The following is a 16,015-nucleotide window of genomic DNA, read 5'->3' as shown; positions in this document are numbered from 1 at the left end:
CGGAGTCCCCAATGTTAGATAAAACTGACCTTAAACTGCTCTCACTGCTGCAGCAGGACTGCACGCTGTCGCTGCAGGCGCTGGCGGATGCCGTCAACCTCACCACCACACCCTGCTGGAAGCGCCTGAAAAAGCTGGAAGATGATGGCATTATTCGCGCTCGGGTGGCGCTGCTGGATGGGGATAAAATCGGACTGTCACTGACGGCGTTTATGTTTGTGAAAACGCAGCAGCACAGCCGCGACTGGTATCAGGCCTTTGTCTCGGTGGTGAGCAGCATGCCGGAGGTCATGGCCTTTTACCGTATGGCAGGCGAGTATGATTACCTGCTGCGCATTCAGGTCGCCGATATGAAAAGCTATGATGCGTTCTACAAACGATTAGTGAATGGGATGCCCGGCCTGATTGATGTGACATCCAGCTTTGCCATGGAAGAGATTAAATACACCACGGCTTTACCTGTCGCCCCGTGAGGGCCTGAGATTGAGAACAGCGTTGTGAGATTATTCAGCCAGTTAAGTTGGTATTTTCTGCGGGAGTGGCGGCGCTATCTGGGCGCGGTCATCCTGCTGATTGTGATTGCTATTCTGCAGTTGCTGCCGCCGCATGTGGTCGGGGTTATTGTTGATGGCGTGACGCGAGACAACATGAGTACCAGCCGCATCATGATGTGGATTGGGATCATGCTGGCAACCGCAGTGGTGGTCTATCTGCTGCGCTATGTCTGGCGCGTGCTGCTGTTTGGCGCCTCCTACCAGCTGGCGGTTGAGTTGCGCGAAGATTTCTATCGCCAGCTGAGTCGTCAGCAACCGGCATTTTATCTGCGGCATCGCACCGGCGACCTGATTGCGCGGGCCACTAACGACGTGGATCGGGTTGTGTTTGCGGCCGGGGAGGGGGTGCTGACGCTGGTCGACTCGCTGGTCATGGGCTGTGTGGTGCTGCTGGTGATGAGTACGCAGATCAGCTGGCAGCTGACGCTGCTGGCGCTGGTGCCGATGCCGATCATGGCTATCGTGATCCATCGCTACGGTAACCAGCTGCACCAACGCTTCAAGCTGGCACAGGCGGCTTTCTCCACCCTTAACGATCAGACACAGGAGAGCCTGACCAGCATCCGGATGATCAAATCCTTTGGCCTTGAACAGCATCAGTCGCAGCAGTTTTCTGACATCGCCCGCGATACCGGCGAGAAAAACCTGCGCGTTGCGCGGGTCGATGCCCGTTTCGATCCTACTATCTACATCGCTATCGGCTTCTCAAACCTGCTGGCGATTGGCGGCGGCAGCTGGCTGGTGTGGCATGACCAGATGACGCTGGGGCAGCTCACCAGCTTTGTCATGTATCTCGGCCTGATGATCTGGCCGATGCTGGCACTGGCGTGGATGTTTAATATTGTCGAACGCGGCAGTGCCGCCTGGAGCCGCATCGGCGCACTGCTGGCGGAAGCGCCGGCCGTGAAAGATGGCGAAAAGTCACTGCCACCTGAGCCGGGCACGCTGCAGGTCGCGATTCGCGCCTTTCACTATCCGGCCAGCACGAGTCCGGTGTTAAGCGATGTCAGCTTCCAGCTGAAACCCGGCGAGATGCTGGGGCTATGCGGGCCAACCGGCAGTGGTAAAAGCACACTGCTCAGCCTGATTCAGCGTCATTTTGATATTCAGCAGGGCGACATCCGCTATCACCAGATCCCGCTGCCGCAGCTGCGGCTCGACAGCTGGCGCAGCCGTCTGGCCGTGGTCAGCCAGACGCCGTTCCTGTTCTCAGACAGCGTGGCGAACAATATTGCGCTGGGGAAGCCGGGCGCAACCCGGCAGGAGATTGAACATGCCGCTACGCTGGCCTGCGTTCATGACGATATCCTGCGACTGCCACAGGGCTATGAAACGGAAGTCGGGGAGCGCGGTGTGATGCTGTCGGGTGGACAGAAGCAGCGTCTTTCGATTGCTCGGGCATTGCTGCTGAATGCCGAAATCCTGATTCTGGACGATGCGCTTTCTGCGGTGGATGGCCGTACCGAACACGAAATCCTGCATAACCTGCGTATCTGGGGGCAGGGACGCACGCTGATTATCAGCGCGCACCGCCTGTCGGCGCTGACGGAAGCCAGTGAGATTCTGGTGCTGCAGCAGGGCAGCGTGGCCCAGCGAGGCGACCATGACACGCTGGCTGACAGTGCTGGCTGGTATCGTGATATGTACCGTTACCAGCAACTGGAAGCGGCGCTGGATGATGATGAAAATGAAAAAGGAGTGCCGCATGGCTAAGTCTGCACGCTTGTGGCCAACCCTTAAGCGCCTGCTGAGCTACGGCAAGCCATGGCGCAAATCCCTGTCGCTGGCGGTCGGGATGCTGTGGGTCGCCGCCGCAGCGGAAGTGACCGGCCCGGTGCTGGTCAGCTACTTTATCGATAACCTGGTGGCCAAACATCAGATGCCCTGGGGGCTGGTTGCCGGACTGGTGATCAGTTTCATCCTGCTTCAGCTGCTGGCCGCCGGGCTGCACTACTGGCAGGCGCTGTTGTTTAACCGTGCTGCTATCGGTGTAGTCCAGCGGTTGCGCAGTGACGTAATGAATGCGGCACTCTGCCAGCCGCTGAGCGCTTTTGATACCCAGCCGGTGGGGCAGCTTATCTCGCGCGTGACGAACGACACCGAGGTGATCCGCGATCTCTATGTCACGGTGGTCTCCACTGTACTGCGCAGTGCTGCGCTGGTGGGTGCCATGATGGTGGCGATGTTCAGCCTTGACTGGCGTATGGCGCTGGTGGCGATGATGATCTTCCCGCTGGTGCTGATAGTGATGTTCATCTATCAGCGCTTCAGCACGCCGATTGCCCGCCGGGTTCGCAGCTACCTGGCGGACATCAACAACGGCTTTAACGAAGTCATCAGCGGCATGAGCGTGATTCAGCAGTTTCGTCAGCAGGCGCGATTTGGTGAGCGGATGGGCGAAGCGAGCCGCTCTCACTATCTGGCGCGAATGGAAACGCTGCGTCTCGATGGCTTCCTGCTGCGTCCGCTGTTGAGCCTGTTTTCAGCAATGGTGCTGTGCGGGCTTCTGATCCTCTTCAGTTTCTCCGTGCCTGGCGTGTTTGAAGTGGGTGTGCTGTATGCCTTCATTACCTATTTAGGTCGCCTGAATGAGCCGCTGATTGAGCTGACGACGCAGCAGTCGATGCTGCAGCAGGCGGTGGTTTCCGGTGAGCGTATCTTCGAGCTGATGGATGCCGCGCAGCAGCAGTATGGTGCCGATCAGCAGCCCCTGGCTTCAGGCCGTATCACCCTGAACAATCTGAGTTTTGCCTACCGTGAAAACCGCGATGTGCTGAGTGATATCCATCTTGAGGTCGCCCCGCGTGAGTTCGTGGCGCTGGTGGGTCACACCGGCAGCGGCAAAAGCACCCTGGCTAACCTGTTGATGGGCTATTACCCGGTGACGCGCGGCGAAATCCGTATTGATGATCGACCGATTAGCGAGCTGAGCCATGCCGTGCTGCGCCGTGGTATTGCGATGGTGCAGCAGGATCCGGTAGTGCTGGCCGATACGCTGCTGGCGAATGTGCGGCTGGGCCGCGACATCAGCGAAGAGGCCGTCTGGACGGTGCTTGAACAGGTGCAGCTTGCGCCGCTGGCGCACGCTTTGCCAGAGGGCATTCATACCCGGCTGGGCGAGCAGGGCAATAATCTGTCGGTCGGACAGAAGCAGCTACTGGCGCTGGCGCGTGTGCTGGTGGATCTGCCGCAGATACTGATCCTCGACGAGGCAACGGCCAATATCGACTCCGGCACCGAGCAGGCAATTCAGCAGACGCTTGAGAGGCTACGCCAGCACAGCACGCTGGTGGTGATCGCGCACCGCCTCTCAACGATTATCGACGCAGACAAGATTCTGGTGCTGCATCGCGGTCGGGTAGTCGAGCAGGGCACGCATCAGCAACTGCTGGCGCTGCAGGGACGTTACTGGCAGATGTATCAGCTGCAGCAGGCAGGTGAAGATCTGGCGTCGGGCGTGCCTGTAACATCTGAAAGCTGAGTTGCACCTTTTTTGCGCAGCTTTATCAGAATAATCTGTACAAATGCACTCCTTTGACGCTTTAAGCACCAAAGGAGTGCAGTCCTCTGCTGCAATCTACGCTATCCAGCCACTTCTTGTCCGCTCTTCACTAATGCATCCCTTGCTCCGTCTCGCCTGACTCTCTGATTAACGTCAGTTTTACACTCTGGCACAGGCTTTGCTTATATCCCTGCGTGTCCGTAAACGTTACCTATTTACTCGCTGGAGGGGATCCAATGAAGCTGGTTACCGTCGTAATTAAGCCATTTAAGCTGGAGGATGTACGTGAAGCTTTATCCTCTATCGGCATTCAGGGACTGACCGTCTCCGAAGTGAAAGGTTTTGGCCGTCAGAAAGGCCATGCAGAGCTTTATCGTGGCGCAGAGTACAGCGTGAACTTCCTGCCAAAGGTCAAAATTGATATCGCGATTGCCGACGATCAGTTAGACGAAGTGGTGGATGTCATCAGTAAAGCGGCTTACACCGGCAAAATTGGCGACGGTAAAATTTTCGTGGCTGAACTGCAGCGCGTCATCCGTATTCGTACCGGCGAGACCGACGAAGCCGCTCTGTAATTAAGACTCAGTACTGTGATGGGATGGAATAAAAATGAATAAAATGTTAGCTAAGTTGGGCCTCACCAGCCTGGCACTGTTACCCTCACTCGCGATGGCTGCTGCGCCTGCCGTTGCGGACAAGGCTGATAACGCATTTATGATGATTTGCACCGCGCTGGTGCTGTTTATGTCAATTCCAGGTATTGCGCTGTTTTACGGCGGTCTGATTCGCGGCAAAAACGTTCTGTCAATGCTGACGCAGGTCGCTGTGACCTTCTCGCTGGTCTGCGTGCTGTGGGTGGTTTACGGCTACTCGCTGGCCTTCAGCGAAGGCAACGCCTTCTTTGGTGGCTTTGGCTGGGCCATGCTGAAAAACATTCAGCTGACCGCCGTTATGGGCAGCTTCTATCAGTATATTCATGTCGCGTTCCAGGCCTCGTTTGCCTGTATCACTGTGGGTCTGATTGTCGGCTCCATCGCAGAGCGTATTCGCTTCTCAGCAGTACTGATCTTTGTGGGTGTCTGGCTGACGCTCTCTTATTTACCTATCGCACACATGGTGTGGGCGGGCGGTTTCCTGGCTCAGGATGGCGCGCTGGACTTTGCTGGCGGTACCGTAGTGCATATCAACGCCGCTGTAGCGGGTCTGGTGGGCGCTTATCTGGTTGGCAAACGTGCTGGCTTTGGTAAAGAGGCCTTCAAGCCACACAACCTGCCGATGGTCTTCACCGGCACCGCCATCCTCTATGTAGGCTGGTTCGGTTTCAACGCCGGTTCTGCATCTGCAGCAAACGAAATTGCCGCACTGGCCTTCCTGAACACCGTTGTTGCAACAGCGGGCGCTGTACTGGCCTGGACCTTTGGCGAGTGGGCCGTTCGCGGTAAGCCTTCGCTGCTGGGTGCCTGTTCAGGCTTTATTGCCGGTCTGGTCGCGATTACTCCAGCCTGTGGTTATGTCGGCGTCGGCGGTGCATTAATCATCGGCCTGGTCGGCGGACTGGCGGGACTGTGGGGTGTGACCACCCTGAAAAAATGGCTGCGTGTGGATGACCCGTGCGATGTGTTCGGCGTGCATGGCGTCTGCGGCATTGTCGGCTGTATCCTGACTGGCGTGTTTGCTTCCTCTTCACTGGGCGGCGTCGGCTATGCTCAGGGCGTTACCATGGGCCATCAGGTCTGGGTACAGCTCTTCAGCGTAGGTCTGACTATCGTCTGGTCAGGCGTTGTTGCCTTCATCGGCTTCAAGCTGGCCGATATGATTGTCGGTCTGCGTGTTCCGGAAGAGCATGAACGTGAAGGTCTGGATGTAAACAGTCACGGCGAGAACGCTTACAACCAGTAATGTGTGGGCACTTAAAAGATTAATCGGGGGCGAGAAATCGCCCCCTTTTTTTATTCGCTGCGCTGACGCATGACCCCTTCCTGAACTGTCGAGGCCACCAGCACACCCTGCTGATTATAAAACTCACCCCGGACAAAACCGCGCGCGCCAGAAGCGGAGGTACTGACCACGCTGTAGAGCAGCCATTCAGTGAAGTCGAACGGGCGGTGGAACCACATAGAGTGGTCGATCGTGGCAACCTGCATGTCCGGCTCTAAAAAGCCTTTGCCGTGCGGCTGAAGCGCGACCGGCAGGAAGTTGAGATCGGAAGCATAACCGAGCAGGTACTGATGAATACGCAAGTCGGCAGGTAATGAGCCGTTAGCACGGATCCAGACCTGGCGTTCAGGCTTATCCACATGTCCCCGCAAAGGGTTGTGAATCTGCACCGGACGGATCTCCAGCGGACGCTCAGCAATGAATTTCTCGCGTAACTTATCTGGCAGCATATGCGCCATTTTCTGCGCCATCGCCTGTTCAGTCAGCAGATTTTCGGGGCCGGCTACCTGCGGCATCGGATTCTGATGTTCAAACCCGCTTTCCGGCGACTGGAACGAGGCGGTCATATAAAAAATGGGCTGTCCATTCTGAATGGCGCTGACCCTGCGTGCGCTGAAACTTTTGCCATCGCGCAGCGTTTCAACATCATAAATAATCGCTTTCTGGCTATCGCCGGGCCGCAAAAAATAGCTGTGAAAAGAGTGGATAACGCGATCTTCCGGGACGGTTTGTTTAGCGGCATACAGCGCCTGACCCACCACCTGACCGCCAAACACCTGGCGCAGACCCAGATCTTCGCTCTGGCCGCGATATAAACCCTCTTCCAGTTTTTCCAGATTCAATAAATTCAGCAGATTCTGCAGTGCCTGACTCATGGCGCATTCCTCAATATAGTGACCTGCTCAGTGTGAAAGATCGGACCAGTTGACGTCAATCAGACTTTCCGTTTTGCCTGTGCCAGGCAAAATTTCATATATGTGCCAAAATTAAGGACATACGGCGGGTGAAACGCTGTAAGCAGGATTCGCTGCCGACAATCATTTTGATCAAAAGGAGACGACATCAATGAAACTCAGGCATGTGGTTAGTGGCGTGGTTATCGCGGTTGCTGTTGCGGGATGCGCCGACAAGAGTAAACCTGTACCGACGCCAACGCTGGGTTCTGCGGTTGCAGGACAGACGGCCGCAATTGCGCAGCCAAATGTAAGTGGTTCGATCTATATCCGCCAGCGCATTGCGCTGCCGCCGGATGCGGTATTAACCGTAACGCTGTCTGATGCCTCTGTATCCGACGCACCGTCAAAAGTGCTGTCGCAGCGTGTAGTGCGTACCGAAGGCAAACAGGCACCGTTCCAGTTTGTGCTGCCGTTCAACCCGGCCGACATCCAGCCTAATGCACGCATTCTGTTAAGTGCTGCTATCACAATCGACGGCAAGCTGACCTTTGTGACTGAAGGCGTGAAACCAGTCATTAACCAGGGCGGCACCAAAGCTGAACTGCTGCTGGTACCGGTACCGTCAGTGGCGATGCCAACCCAGCCGGGCGCAGCGACTACCGTGCCGTCGACTTCACCGACACTGGTGACGCCGTCTGCTGCTATTCCTGCACCAACCCGCATTTAATTTATCGGGGCGACCCTGTCGCCCCTTTTTCCTGCCTGAAATCCCAGCGATAAGTCTCAAGATCGAGCTGTCCGTCATCACTGACCTCTATTCCTTCCGCTTCCAGCGCATCCCGCTGCCGCAACAGGCTGTCGCCTTGCAGTGAAATCGTACCGTGACGATTGACGACGCGATGCCAGGGGAGGGTGGTGCCTTCAGGTAACCGGCTCAGCACGCCGCCGACCTGACGTGCCGCGCGGGGCGAACCCGCCAGCAGCGCCACATCGCCATAGGTGCTGACGTGACCATACGGAATAGCGGCAACAATTTGCCAGATGCGTTGCTGGAAAGTGTCAGGCTGATGCATGTGCTTATTTCATCAGGAACAGGGTGTTAACTTTAGCATGAGGAGAGGGCGGTGAACGCGTTAAAGCGGCGGTTGTTCAAGAAAACAACGGTTGTCCCGACTACGCTTGCAATTGCCCCCTCCTTCCCAGATAATGCCCCCGCTCTCGTAAAGAGGGCTTGTCAATGGGGGCCCTGTTGGTTCTCCCGCAATGCTAGCTTGTGAACTCGGTCAGATCCGGAAGGAAGCAGCCGTAGCAGGTGACGCGTGTGCCGGGATGTAGCTGGCAGGGCCCCCACCACTTTCTCCCCCCCTTAAAATAACTTCATCCCCGAATTGCAGACAGGCAAAACCCGCCTGGGCCGATCCTTTGCCGGCAGGCAGGAATAACTGGTACTAAACAGGGGTAATGCTAAGTTCTGACCGATCAGATTAACGCACAAATTTCCAGACTGAACCCGGGACTTTATCGTAAAGCTTATTCATCGTCAGCTCCGCCAGACGATGGTCAGCCGCCGAGTAAAATACCGCTAACTCGTCTTCAGGTAATTCATACTTATTTTTTTCTATCACCCTTTCCAGGGTATCAAGAGAGCGGCAACGCCGCAGTCGCATCAAATAATCGGTTTTAGTCAGGGTTTTGTTCATAAATAAACCGTTCTCATGTCTGTACTATAATGAATGGCTCGGTTGCTGGAGAAAAGCGCACTCTTCAGTGAACAGATTAAATAAGCGTTTTGCTGAACGTTGCCACCGTTGAAGATCCGGACTATTGACACCATAGTTGCTGAATAACATAAAGGTATCATCAAGATATTCATCGATTTGCGAAATCAGCGCTTCATCTTCAACGTGCTTAATTTTGTAATTCATGGTGAAAGAGGCGATATGCTCAATCAGATCGTTAAGCTGCAGATTGCTTTCAGAAGTGGGATCATTTACCCAGCCATGATGGCTGTCGGTTAACGTTGCCATGCTATCGTCAAACAGGCTTTCACACAGGTATTTAAGCTGGGCAATATCATGCCGTTTCGGTGAGTATTCGTCCATCTTTTTCCCCTCCATAGCTAGCACAGTTGCCGCAGCGCGGCGAGTCAGGATAACGCCGCCGGGAAGCGATTATTCGGGCAGTTATTAAATGGGATACCTTAAAGATAGTGTAAAACCATTAGTTCTGCTCACCTCCATTACTAAATATTACAATTCATCGCCAGGGGAGGGTTGCTCATTGTCAATCACATCAAACTCAAGTGCGCCGGGCTTAATGCAGAAGTTTACCTGCTCCGATTGCGTAACCGTTTCATTTAAATCCTGGCAAGGACTAAATAAATTCCAGTCAAAATCGTAAAGTAATTTAAAACTATTCAGATCCTGATTTTCAACAGAAACAATTTTTAAACTGCCTGGAACTAACTGCGCATTCTGAGAGTACCAGCGTAAATCCCCTACCAGCAAATCTGATATTTTGAGAATATTCCGCTGAACAATCTCTGCTATTTTTGCGCAGTCTGATTCGCCCGCGGCAATATCACATTCAATTCGTGACAGCATATCTCATCCGCTTATAACCGTTAATAAACCTATCATTGGTTTTCTGCAACTGGTTTGCAAGTCGGTTGAGCACAAAACCGTCAGTTTATAAAATTCTGCAGACGCATGAGCGGGCAGTTTCGCCTTTATGCGTCTGACCGTCAGTGCAGGCGGTATTTATCTTTTGATACACAATCGCGCGTTTAACTCACAACAACATCCGATATATTATTGTTATGTTATAACATATTGGTGAAGTGATGCGTCAGAGTGGATTACTTATGTCCCTGGGGGGACGACTGGCAGTTGCACTGCTTTTCATTGCGCTGCTTGCTGTGGCGATTAAGTGGGGGATCAGCGCATGATCCGGTTTAACGCACTTCGCGCGGGCTATCAGGGGCAGGTTGTCACCCCCGCCATCAGCGGCCAGCTTGCCGCAGGCTCAATGACAGCCCTGGTCGGCGCTAACGGCAGCGGCAAATCAACCCTGTTAAAAACCATCGCGGGCTTACTGCCACCGATAGCCGGGCGCTGCGAGCTGCAGGTTGCACGCCGTGATATCGGCTGGCTGCCGCAGCGCACCGAACTGGAGACACGCTTTCCCCTGACCGTGTTTGAACTGGTTTCCATTGGCTGCTGGCCACGCTGCGGCTGGTTCAGCGGCATTAACCGGATATTGCGTCGGGAGATCTGGCAGGCGTTGGAGGCGGTGCAGATGCGTGATTACGCGGATGCCCAGCCCGCAACTTTATCCGGCGGACAACTCCAGCGGGTGTTGTTTGCGCGACTGATGTTGCAGCGCAGCCAGCTCTGGCTGCTGGATGAGCCTTTTAACGGCATTGACAGCCAGACCGTGACATTACTGATGTCGATCCTTGAGCAGCAACAGCAGGCTGGCACGACGCTGCTGGTGGTGCTGCACGATCGTCCGCTGGTGGCGCGCTACTTCAGCAACGTCATGTCGATGGATGACAGGGATGTCATCTGCAGTTGCCTGCCTGTTTCCCCCCTGCGGAGTCGTGCGCCGTGACCCTGATACAGCCTTTTATTGAATTTGGTTTTATGCGGCGTGCGCTGGTCGCCTGCGTGGCGCTGGCCGTCAGCGCCACGCCACTCGGCGTATTTCTCTCGCTGCGTCGTATGAGTCTGATTGGCGATGCGTTATCACACGCGGTGCTGCCCGGTGCCGCGATTGGCTATCTGATCTCCGGCCTGTCACTGGTTGCAATGGGGATTGGCGGCCTGATCGCCGGTTTAGCCGTGGCGCTGCTCTCTGGTGCGGTAAGTCGCTATACGCCCTTAAAAGAGGATGCCAGTTTTGCCGGGTTCTATCTCGGCTCACTGGCGCTGGGCGTCACGCTGGTCTCACTGCGTGGCTCAAGCGTGGATCTGCTCCACGTACTGTTCGGTTCGCTGCTGGCGGTTGACAACGCTGCGCTGTTGCTGGTCGGGGGTATTGCTGCCTTTACGCTGATTATGCTGGCGATTATCTACCGTCCGCTGGTCATCGATGCATTTGACAGTGACTTCCTGCGGGCGCAGGGCAAATGGAGCGCGCCGCTGGTGCATGGCCTGTTTTTAATGCTGGTGGTGCTCAATCTGGTGGCGGGCTTTCAGGTTCTGGGCACGCTGATGTCCGTCGGGTTAATGATGCTGCCCGCCGCCAGCGCCCGTTTCTGGAGCCGCCATCTGGCCGCGATGCTGGTTATCGCCATTTTCATGGCCATGATTTCAGCCGTGGCTGGCCTGATGCTCTCCTGGCACTTTTCATTGCCGGCCGGTCCCGCAGTGGTACTGAGCGCCGCCATGCTGTTTTTCTTCTCCATTCTTGCAGGGCCATGCGGCGGGATTTTGCGCCGCCATTAATCTTAAGGGGTATCTATGAAAAAATTACCGGTTAGCCTGGCGCTCGCTGCGCTGTTTGCCACGCCATTCGCCATGGCAAAAACGGTGGATGTCGTAGCCAGCTTTACCGTGCTGGCAGACATCGTTAAACAGGTCGGCGGCGATCATGTCAACGTGAAAAGCCTGGTGGGGCCGAATGGCGATCCCCACACGTTTGAACCGACGCCGCAGGACAGCCAGGCGCTGGCGAAGGCCGATCTGGTATTTGTCAGCGGACTGGGACTGGAAGGGTGGATGGATCGCTTAGTCAGCGCCTCCGGCTATCGCGGCCAGCCTGTTGTCGCCTCAGCGGGGGTCACCACCCGCAGCATGGACGAGGACGGAAAAACCATTACCGATCCTCACGCCTGGAACAGCATGCAGAACGGGGTGATTTACGCGACCAACGTGATGAATGCGCTGGTTAAAGCTGACCCGGAGGATGCGCCGGCGATCCGTCAGCGCGGGCAGAATTACATACAGCAACTGCAGGCGCTGGATAGCTGGGCAAAAACCGCCTTTGATGCTGTGCCTGCCGACAAGCGTAAAGTGCTGACCAGCCACGATGCGTTTGGTTATTTCGGACAGCGATATGGCGTGACGTTTCTGGCACCCGTCGGGTTCTCTACTGAAGCGGAAGCCAGTGCCAGCAACGTGGGGAGCTTAATCAACCAACTGAAGCAGCAGCACATCAACCGCTATTTCATCGAGAACCAGACCGACCCGCGCCTTGTAAAACAGATTGCCAGCGCCACCGGCGCCGAGCCGGGGGGTGAACTCTATCCGGAAGCGTTATCCACGGCTTCTGGCCCGGCGGCGACCTATCAGGCCGCGTTTAAACATAACGTGAATGCGATGCTGAAGAGCATGCGTTAAGCATAAAAAAGGCCGGGCAAGCCCGGCCAGTCATCACGACACAAACTAGCGTTTTTTCTTTCTTCCCTGTACGGCTTTAAAGCGGGGATTCGTTTTACAGATGACGTAAATCCGGCCCTTGCGGCGCACCACTTTACAATCCCGATGACGACGTTTTGCTGAACGCAGCGAGCTTAATACCTGCATGACGCTTTCCCTTATTTACGGCCAAGAAAGCGCCCGAAACGCTGGTTAAAGCGCGCGGTGCTGCCCTCTTTGGCGAAGTCTTTCTGTTTACCGGTATAAAAAACGTGTGAAGCCGACGACACATCCAGCGTGACGTAGGGCAGCGTTTCGCCTTCGAACTCCACGGTGCGATCGGTTTTGATGGTGGATCCGATTTTGAACCAGACATCCGCTGACGTGTCATGGAAGACCACGTGACGATAGTGAGGATGGATATTCGCTTTCATAATGCGCCTCTATGTAATGTTATAATATAACATTATTATGCGCCGCACCGTCCGGGATTGCAACTGCCGGAGTGCCAGCAAAAGTGAAGTGTCGGGAGGAGGGAGGGCAGAATAGCAGGCATAAAAAAGGCCGCTTGCGCGGCCTTTGATGATTTACAGCTTAGTGAGTCTGGTCAGATTCAACCGGATGACTATGCGCTGATTCCTCTTTTTTCTTGCCAAAGCGGCGGCGTACCACCACAAAGAACACAGGAACGAAGAAGATCGCCAGGATGGTTGCGGTGACCATACCACCGATAACCCCGGTACCTACGGCGTTCTGCGAACCGGAACCGGCACCGGTACTGATCGCCAGCGGCAGTACCCCGAGGATAAACGCCAGTGACGTCATCAGGATAGGACGCAGACGCATACGGCACGCTTCCAGTGCAGCCTCAATCAGCCCTTTGCCCTCTTTATCCATCAAATCTTTAGCAAATTCGACGATAAGGATGGCGTTCTTGGTTGAGAGGCCGATGGTTGTCAGTAACCCCACCACAAAGTAGACGTCGTTACTCAGGCCACGCAGGGTGGTGAAGAGCAGCGCACCAATCACCCCGAGTGGAACCACCAGCATGACCGAGAAGGGAATAGACCAGCTCTCATACAGCGCGGCGAGACACAGGAAGACCACAATCAGCGAGATGGCATAGAGCGCAGGGGCCTGGTTGCCTGAGAGGCGTTCCTGATAGGACATTCCTGTCCAGTCATAGCCGATACCCGCAGGCAGTTTCGCCGCCAGCTCTTCCATCAGGTTCATTGCCGCACCCGAGCTTTTGCCTGGCGCAGCCTGTCCCAGGATTTCCATCGCAGGCAAGCCGTTGTAACGCTCAAGACGCGGTGAACCATACTGCCATTTCGCCGTAGAGAAGGCAGAGAACGGCACCATGGTTCCGCTGCTGTTACGCACGTACCATTTGCCAATGTCGTCCGGCAGCATGCGGGAATCCGCTTTACCCATGACGTAAACTTTCTTCACGCGACCACGGTCGATGAAGTCATTGACGTAGGAGCCACCCCAGGAAGCGGCCAGCGTGGTGTTGATGTCACTCAGTGACACACCCAGCGCCTGTGCTTTTTCCTGATCGATCATCAGCTTGTACTGCGGTGTATCTTCCAGACCGTTAGGACGCACGCCAACCAGGGTATCAGGATGCTGGGCAATCATGCCGAACAGCTGATTACGCGCTTCCGTCAGCTTATCGTGACCCAGGTTATTCTGGTCAATCAGCTCAAAGTCGAAGCCGGTCGCGTTACCCAGCTCAATAATGGCTGGCAGGTTGAACGGAATGACCATCGCATCTTTGATCGCCCCCAGCGCCTGCATGGCACGGCCAGCAATCGCCGGAACCTTCATGTCGGCGCCGGTACGCTCATCCCATGGCTTGAGACTGACGAAGGCGATACCGGTGTTCTGTCCACGACCGGCAAAGCCGAAGCCGTTAACGGTGAACACCGATTTAACCGTGTCTTTCTCCTGCGTCAGGAAGTAATCCGTCACCTGATCCAGGACTTTCTGCGTACGTTCCTGGGTTGCACCAGCAGGCAACTGCGCCTGAGCCAGCAGCAGACCCTGGTCCTCTTCCGGTAAGAATGAAGAGGGCAGGCGCATAAACAGAAATGCCATGCCGGCCACGATCACCAGATAGATCAGCATATAGCGACCGGTACTGCGAACCATGTGACCTACGCCATCCACATAGTGGTTGGTGCTTTTGTCGAACATGCGGTTGAACCAGCCGAAGAAACCGGTGGTTTTACCGTGCTCGCCTTTTTTAATCGGCTTCAGCATGGTGGCACAGAGTGCCGGCGTCAGGATAAAGGCGACCAGTACCGACAGCGCCATCGCTGATACGATGGTGATGGAGAACTGACGGTAGATAACACCGGTCGATCCGCCAAAGAATGCCATCGGAATAAATACGGCGGCCAGCACCAGCGCAATACCCACCAGCGCGCCCTGGATCTGCTCCATGGAACGTTTGGTCGCTTCTTTTGGCGGTAATCCTTCTTCCGCCATCACGCGCTCAACGTTCTCAACCACGACGATGGCGTCATCCACCAGCAAGCCGATGGCGAGCACCATCCCGAACATCGTCAGGGTGTTTATCGAATAACCAAACGCACCGATAACGGCAAACGTACCCAGCAACACCACGGGAACCGCGATGGTAGGGATGAGCGTGGCGCGGAAGTTCTGCAGGAACAGATACATCACCAGGAACACCAGCACAATCGCTTCGATCAGGGTTTTCACCACTTCGAAAATCGAGATCTTAACGAACGGCGTGGTGTCATACGGATAGACCACCTTCAGACCGTTAGGGAACGTCGGCTGCAATTTGGCCAGTTCTGCTTTCACCGCATTGGCGGTATCCAGCGCATTCGCACCGGTGGCCAGCTTGATACCGATACCGGATGCAGGTTTGCCATTATAACGGGCGATGATCTCGTAGTTTTCAGCACCGAGTTCAATCCTGGCCACATCACGCAGACGAACCTGAGAACCATCGGCGTTCACTTTGAGCAGGATTTTGCCGAACTCATCCGTTGAGGTCAGACGGGTTTGCGCAATGATGGAGGCGTTAAGCTGCTGTCCCGGCACCGGAGGCGTACCGCCCAACTGACCGGCAGCCACCTGGGTGTTCTGGGTGTTCAGCGCGCTGATCACATCAACCGGCGTCAGGTTGTAGTTATTCAGCTTGTGCGGATCCATCCAGATACGCATTGCGTACTGCGCACCAAATACCTGGGTATCACCCACGCCTTTGGTACGGCTGATAGGATCCTTGATGGATGACGAAATGAAATCAGAAATATCATTCTGCGTCATATTGTCATCATCGCTGATGAAGCCCGCAACCATCAGGAAGCTACTGGAGGATTTCTTAACCTGAATCCCCTGTTGCTGCACTTCCTGCGGCAGCAGCGGCGTTGCCAGCTGCAGTTTGTTCTGCACCTGAACCTGCGCGATGTCCGCATCTGTGCCTGACTCAAAGGAGATGGTCAGGGTCAGCGTACCGGAGGAGTCGCTGCTCGAGGACATATACATCAGTCCATCGATACCATTCATGTTCTGCTCAATAACCTGGGTTACTGAGTCCTGCAGCGTTTTGGCATCCGCACCTGGGTAGGAGGCCTGAATCTCAATCGCCGGCGGCGCAACATTGGGATATTGCTCGATCGGAAGTTTGAGAATCGACAGCGCACCGACCAGCATGATGATGATGGCAAGTACCCACGCAAAGATGGGGCGATCGATAAAGAACTTAGCCATGAATCAACGGCTCCT

General features: G+C 55.3%; 17 protein-coding genes and 1 other RNA gene. 10 read left to right on the top strand and 8 right to left on the bottom strand.

All coding sequences use genetic code 11. The annotated features are described in order from the left end of the window. The first annotated feature begins 11 nt into the window (after positions 1-11). The 5 genes from PU624_RS18065 to amtB all read left to right on the top strand — a co-directional run bounded on the left by PU624_RS18065 (position 12) and on the right by amtB (position 5,955). The gene (locus tag PU624_RS18065) at positions 12-473 is read left to right on the top strand and encodes an Lrp/AsnC family transcriptional regulator (RefSeq protein ID WP_090963233.1); all 462 of its coding nucleotides are present in this window, start codon (positions 12-14) and stop codon (positions 471-473) included. Positions 474-497: 24 nt separating this feature from the next. Further along, positions 498-2,267, top strand: a complete 1,770-nt coding sequence (locus PU624_RS18060) for a SmdA family multidrug ABC transporter permease/ATP-binding protein (RefSeq protein WP_283546078.1) — start codon at positions 498-500, stop codon at positions 2,265-2,267. Beyond that, entirely contained in the window at positions 2,260-4,035 is a 1,776-nt protein-coding gene (locus PU624_RS18055) for a SmdB family multidrug efflux ABC transporter permease/ATP-binding protein (protein WP_283546077.1), read from the top strand. The genes PU624_RS18060 and PU624_RS18055 overlap by 8 nt, the downstream gene beginning before the upstream one ends. A gap of 257 nt (positions 4,036-4,292) precedes the next feature. Beyond that, positions 4,293-4,631 carry a P-II family nitrogen regulator gene (glnK, locus tag PU624_RS18050; protein ID WP_003850469.1) on the top strand — a complete coding sequence of 113 codons (339 nt, stop codon included), beginning with the start codon at positions 4,293-4,295 and terminating at the stop codon, positions 4,629-4,631. A gap of 34 nt (positions 4,632-4,665) precedes the next feature. After that, positions 4,666-5,955: an ammonium transporter AmtB gene (gene amtB / locus PU624_RS18045; protein ID WP_283546076.1), complete on the top strand. Its 1,290-nt coding sequence runs from the start codon at positions 4,666-4,668 to the stop codon at positions 5,953-5,955. Positions 5,956-6,005: 50 nt separating this feature from the next. On the opposite strand, the gene tesB is transcribed toward amtB, so the two are convergent. Next, complete coding sequence (tesB, locus tag PU624_RS18040; RefSeq protein WP_283546075.1) at positions 6,006-6,869, bottom strand: acyl-CoA thioesterase II; 864 nt, start codon at positions 6,867-6,869, stop codon at positions 6,006-6,008. A gap of 190 nt (positions 6,870-7,059) precedes the next feature. On the opposite strand from tesB, the gene PU624_RS18035 reads away from it, so the two are divergent. Then, the gene (locus PU624_RS18035) at positions 7,060-7,617 is read left to right on the top strand and encodes a YbaY family lipoprotein (protein ID WP_283546074.1); all 558 of its coding nucleotides are present in this window, start codon (positions 7,060-7,062) and stop codon (positions 7,615-7,617) included. Position 7,618: 1 nt separating this feature from the next. Here the strand turns inward: PU624_RS18035 and PU624_RS18030 are convergent, their stop codons facing one another. Next, a complete protein-coding gene (locus PU624_RS18030; RefSeq protein WP_283546073.1) occupies positions 7,619-7,963 on the bottom strand; it encodes an MGMT family protein in 345 nt (114 codons plus the stop codon). Between the two features lie 174 nt (positions 7,964-8,137). On the opposite strand from PU624_RS18030, the gene ffs reads away from it, so the two are divergent. Next, an RNA gene (ffs, locus tag PU624_RS18025) (signal recognition particle sRNA small type) lies at positions 8,138-8,234 on the top strand. Positions 8,235-8,374: 140 nt separating this feature from the next. Here ffs and hha read toward each other — a convergent pair. From hha to PU624_RS18010, 3 genes are all read right to left on the bottom strand, one after another. Continuing rightward, positions 8,375-8,590, bottom strand: a complete 216-nt coding sequence (hha, locus tag PU624_RS18020; RefSeq protein WP_003850458.1) for a hemolysin expression-modulating protein Hha — start codon at positions 8,588-8,590, stop codon at positions 8,375-8,377. Positions 8,591-8,614: 24 nt separating this feature from the next. Continuing rightward, the gene (gene tomB / locus PU624_RS18015; RefSeq protein ID WP_003850455.1) at positions 8,615-8,992 is read right to left on the bottom strand and encodes an Hha toxicity modulator TomB; all 378 of its coding nucleotides are present in this window, start codon (positions 8,990-8,992) and stop codon (positions 8,615-8,617) included. A gap of 147 nt (positions 8,993-9,139) precedes the next feature. After that, on the bottom strand, positions 9,140-9,493 hold the full coding sequence (locus PU624_RS18010; RefSeq protein WP_283546072.1) for a hypothetical protein: 354 nt from the start codon (positions 9,491-9,493) through the stop codon (positions 9,140-9,142). A 340-nt stretch (positions 9,494-9,833) separates the two neighbouring features. Between PU624_RS18010 and PU624_RS18005 the strand changes: the two genes are divergently transcribed. From PU624_RS18005 to PU624_RS17995, 3 genes are read left to right on the top strand one after another with little or no spacing between them, the layout of a single operon-like run. Next, positions 9,834-10,502, top strand: a complete 669-nt coding sequence (locus PU624_RS18005; RefSeq protein ID WP_283546071.1) for a metal ABC transporter ATP-binding protein — start codon at positions 9,834-9,836, stop codon at positions 10,500-10,502. Next, positions 10,499-11,338: a metal ABC transporter permease gene (locus tag PU624_RS18000; RefSeq protein ID WP_283546070.1), complete on the top strand. Its 840-nt coding sequence runs from the start codon at positions 10,499-10,501 to the stop codon at positions 11,336-11,338. The genes PU624_RS18005 and PU624_RS18000 overlap by 4 nt, the downstream gene beginning before the upstream one ends. 15 nt (positions 11,339-11,353) lie before the next feature. Further along, entirely contained in the window at positions 11,354-12,232 is an 879-nt protein-coding gene (locus tag PU624_RS17995) for a metal ABC transporter substrate-binding protein (RefSeq protein ID WP_283546069.1), read from the top strand. A 45-nt stretch (positions 12,233-12,277) separates the two neighbouring features. Here PU624_RS17995 and ykgO read toward each other — a convergent pair whose 3' ends face one another. The 3 genes from ykgO to PU624_RS17980 all read right to left on the bottom strand — a co-directional run bounded on the left by ykgO (position 12,278) and on the right by PU624_RS17980 (position 16,000). After that, positions 12,278-12,418, bottom strand: coding sequence for a type B 50S ribosomal protein L36 (gene ykgO / locus PU624_RS17990; RefSeq protein ID WP_090963213.1), 141 nt, complete (start codon positions 12,416-12,418; stop codon positions 12,278-12,280). 11 nt (positions 12,419-12,429) lie between these two features. Then, positions 12,430-12,684, bottom strand: a complete 255-nt coding sequence (locus PU624_RS17985; RefSeq protein WP_136196485.1) for a type B 50S ribosomal protein L31 — start codon at positions 12,682-12,684, stop codon at positions 12,430-12,432. Between the two features lie 160 nt (positions 12,685-12,844). Then, a complete protein-coding gene (locus PU624_RS17980) occupies positions 12,845-16,000 on the bottom strand; it encodes an efflux RND transporter permease subunit (protein ID WP_283546068.1) in 3,156 nt (1,051 codons plus the stop codon). Between the last annotated feature and the right edge of the window lie 15 nt (positions 16,001-16,015).

Source organism: Pantoea sp. Lij88, from assembly GCF_030062155.1.
In the GTDB taxonomy this organism is placed as follows: Bacteria; Pseudomonadota; Gammaproteobacteria; order Enterobacterales; family Enterobacteriaceae; genus Pantoea.
Note: the sequence above shows the minus strand (reverse complement) of the source record. Positions and strands in the feature narration are given on the sequence as shown.

Excerpts from the sequence above, each read along its gene's own strand:
- PU624_RS18065 (WP_090963233.1), top strand. The coding sequence starts at position 12 with ATGTTAGATAAAACTGACCTTAAACTGCTCTCACTGCTGCAGCAGGAC.
- PU624_RS18055 (WP_283546077.1), top strand. The coding sequence starts at position 2,260 with ATGGCTAAGTCTGCACGCTTGTGGCCAACCCTTAAGCGCCTGCTGAGC.
- glnK (WP_003850469.1), top strand. The coding sequence starts at position 4,293 with ATGAAGCTGGTTACCGTCGTAATTAAGCCATTTAAGCTGGAGGATGTA.
- amtB (WP_283546076.1), top strand. The coding sequence starts at position 4,666 with ATGAATAAAATGTTAGCTAAGTTGGGCCTCACCAGCCTGGCACTGTTA.
- tesB (WP_283546075.1), bottom strand. The coding sequence starts at position 6,869 with ATGAGTCAGGCACTGCAGAATCTGCTGAATTTATTGAATCTGGAAAAA.
- PU624_RS18035 (WP_283546074.1), top strand. The coding sequence starts at position 7,060 with ATGAAACTCAGGCATGTGGTTAGTGGCGTGGTTATCGCGGTTGCTGTT.
- PU624_RS18030 (WP_283546073.1), bottom strand. The coding sequence starts at position 7,963 with ATGCATCAGCCTGACACTTTCCAGCAACGCATCTGGCAAATTGTTGCC.
- hha (WP_003850458.1), bottom strand. The coding sequence starts at position 8,590 with ATGAACAAAACCCTGACTAAAACCGATTATTTGATGCGACTGCGGCGT.
- tomB (WP_003850455.1), bottom strand. The coding sequence starts at position 8,992 with ATGGACGAATACTCACCGAAACGGCATGATATTGCCCAGCTTAAATAC.
- PU624_RS18010 (WP_283546072.1), bottom strand. The coding sequence starts at position 9,493 with ATGCTGTCACGAATTGAATGTGATATTGCCGCGGGCGAATCAGACTGC.
- PU624_RS18005 (WP_283546071.1), top strand. The coding sequence starts at position 9,834 with ATGATCCGGTTTAACGCACTTCGCGCGGGCTATCAGGGGCAGGTTGTC.
- PU624_RS17995 (WP_283546069.1), top strand. The coding sequence starts at position 11,354 with ATGAAAAAATTACCGGTTAGCCTGGCGCTCGCTGCGCTGTTTGCCACG.
- ykgO (WP_090963213.1), bottom strand. The coding sequence starts at position 12,418 with ATGCAGGTATTAAGCTCGCTGCGTTCAGCAAAACGTCGTCATCGGGAT.
- PU624_RS17985 (WP_136196485.1), bottom strand. The coding sequence starts at position 12,684 with ATGAAAGCGAATATCCATCCTCACTATCGTCACGTGGTCTTCCATGAC.
- PU624_RS17980 (WP_283546068.1), bottom strand. The coding sequence starts at position 16,000 with ATGGCTAAGTTCTTTATCGATCGCCCCATCTTTGCGTGGGTACTTGCC.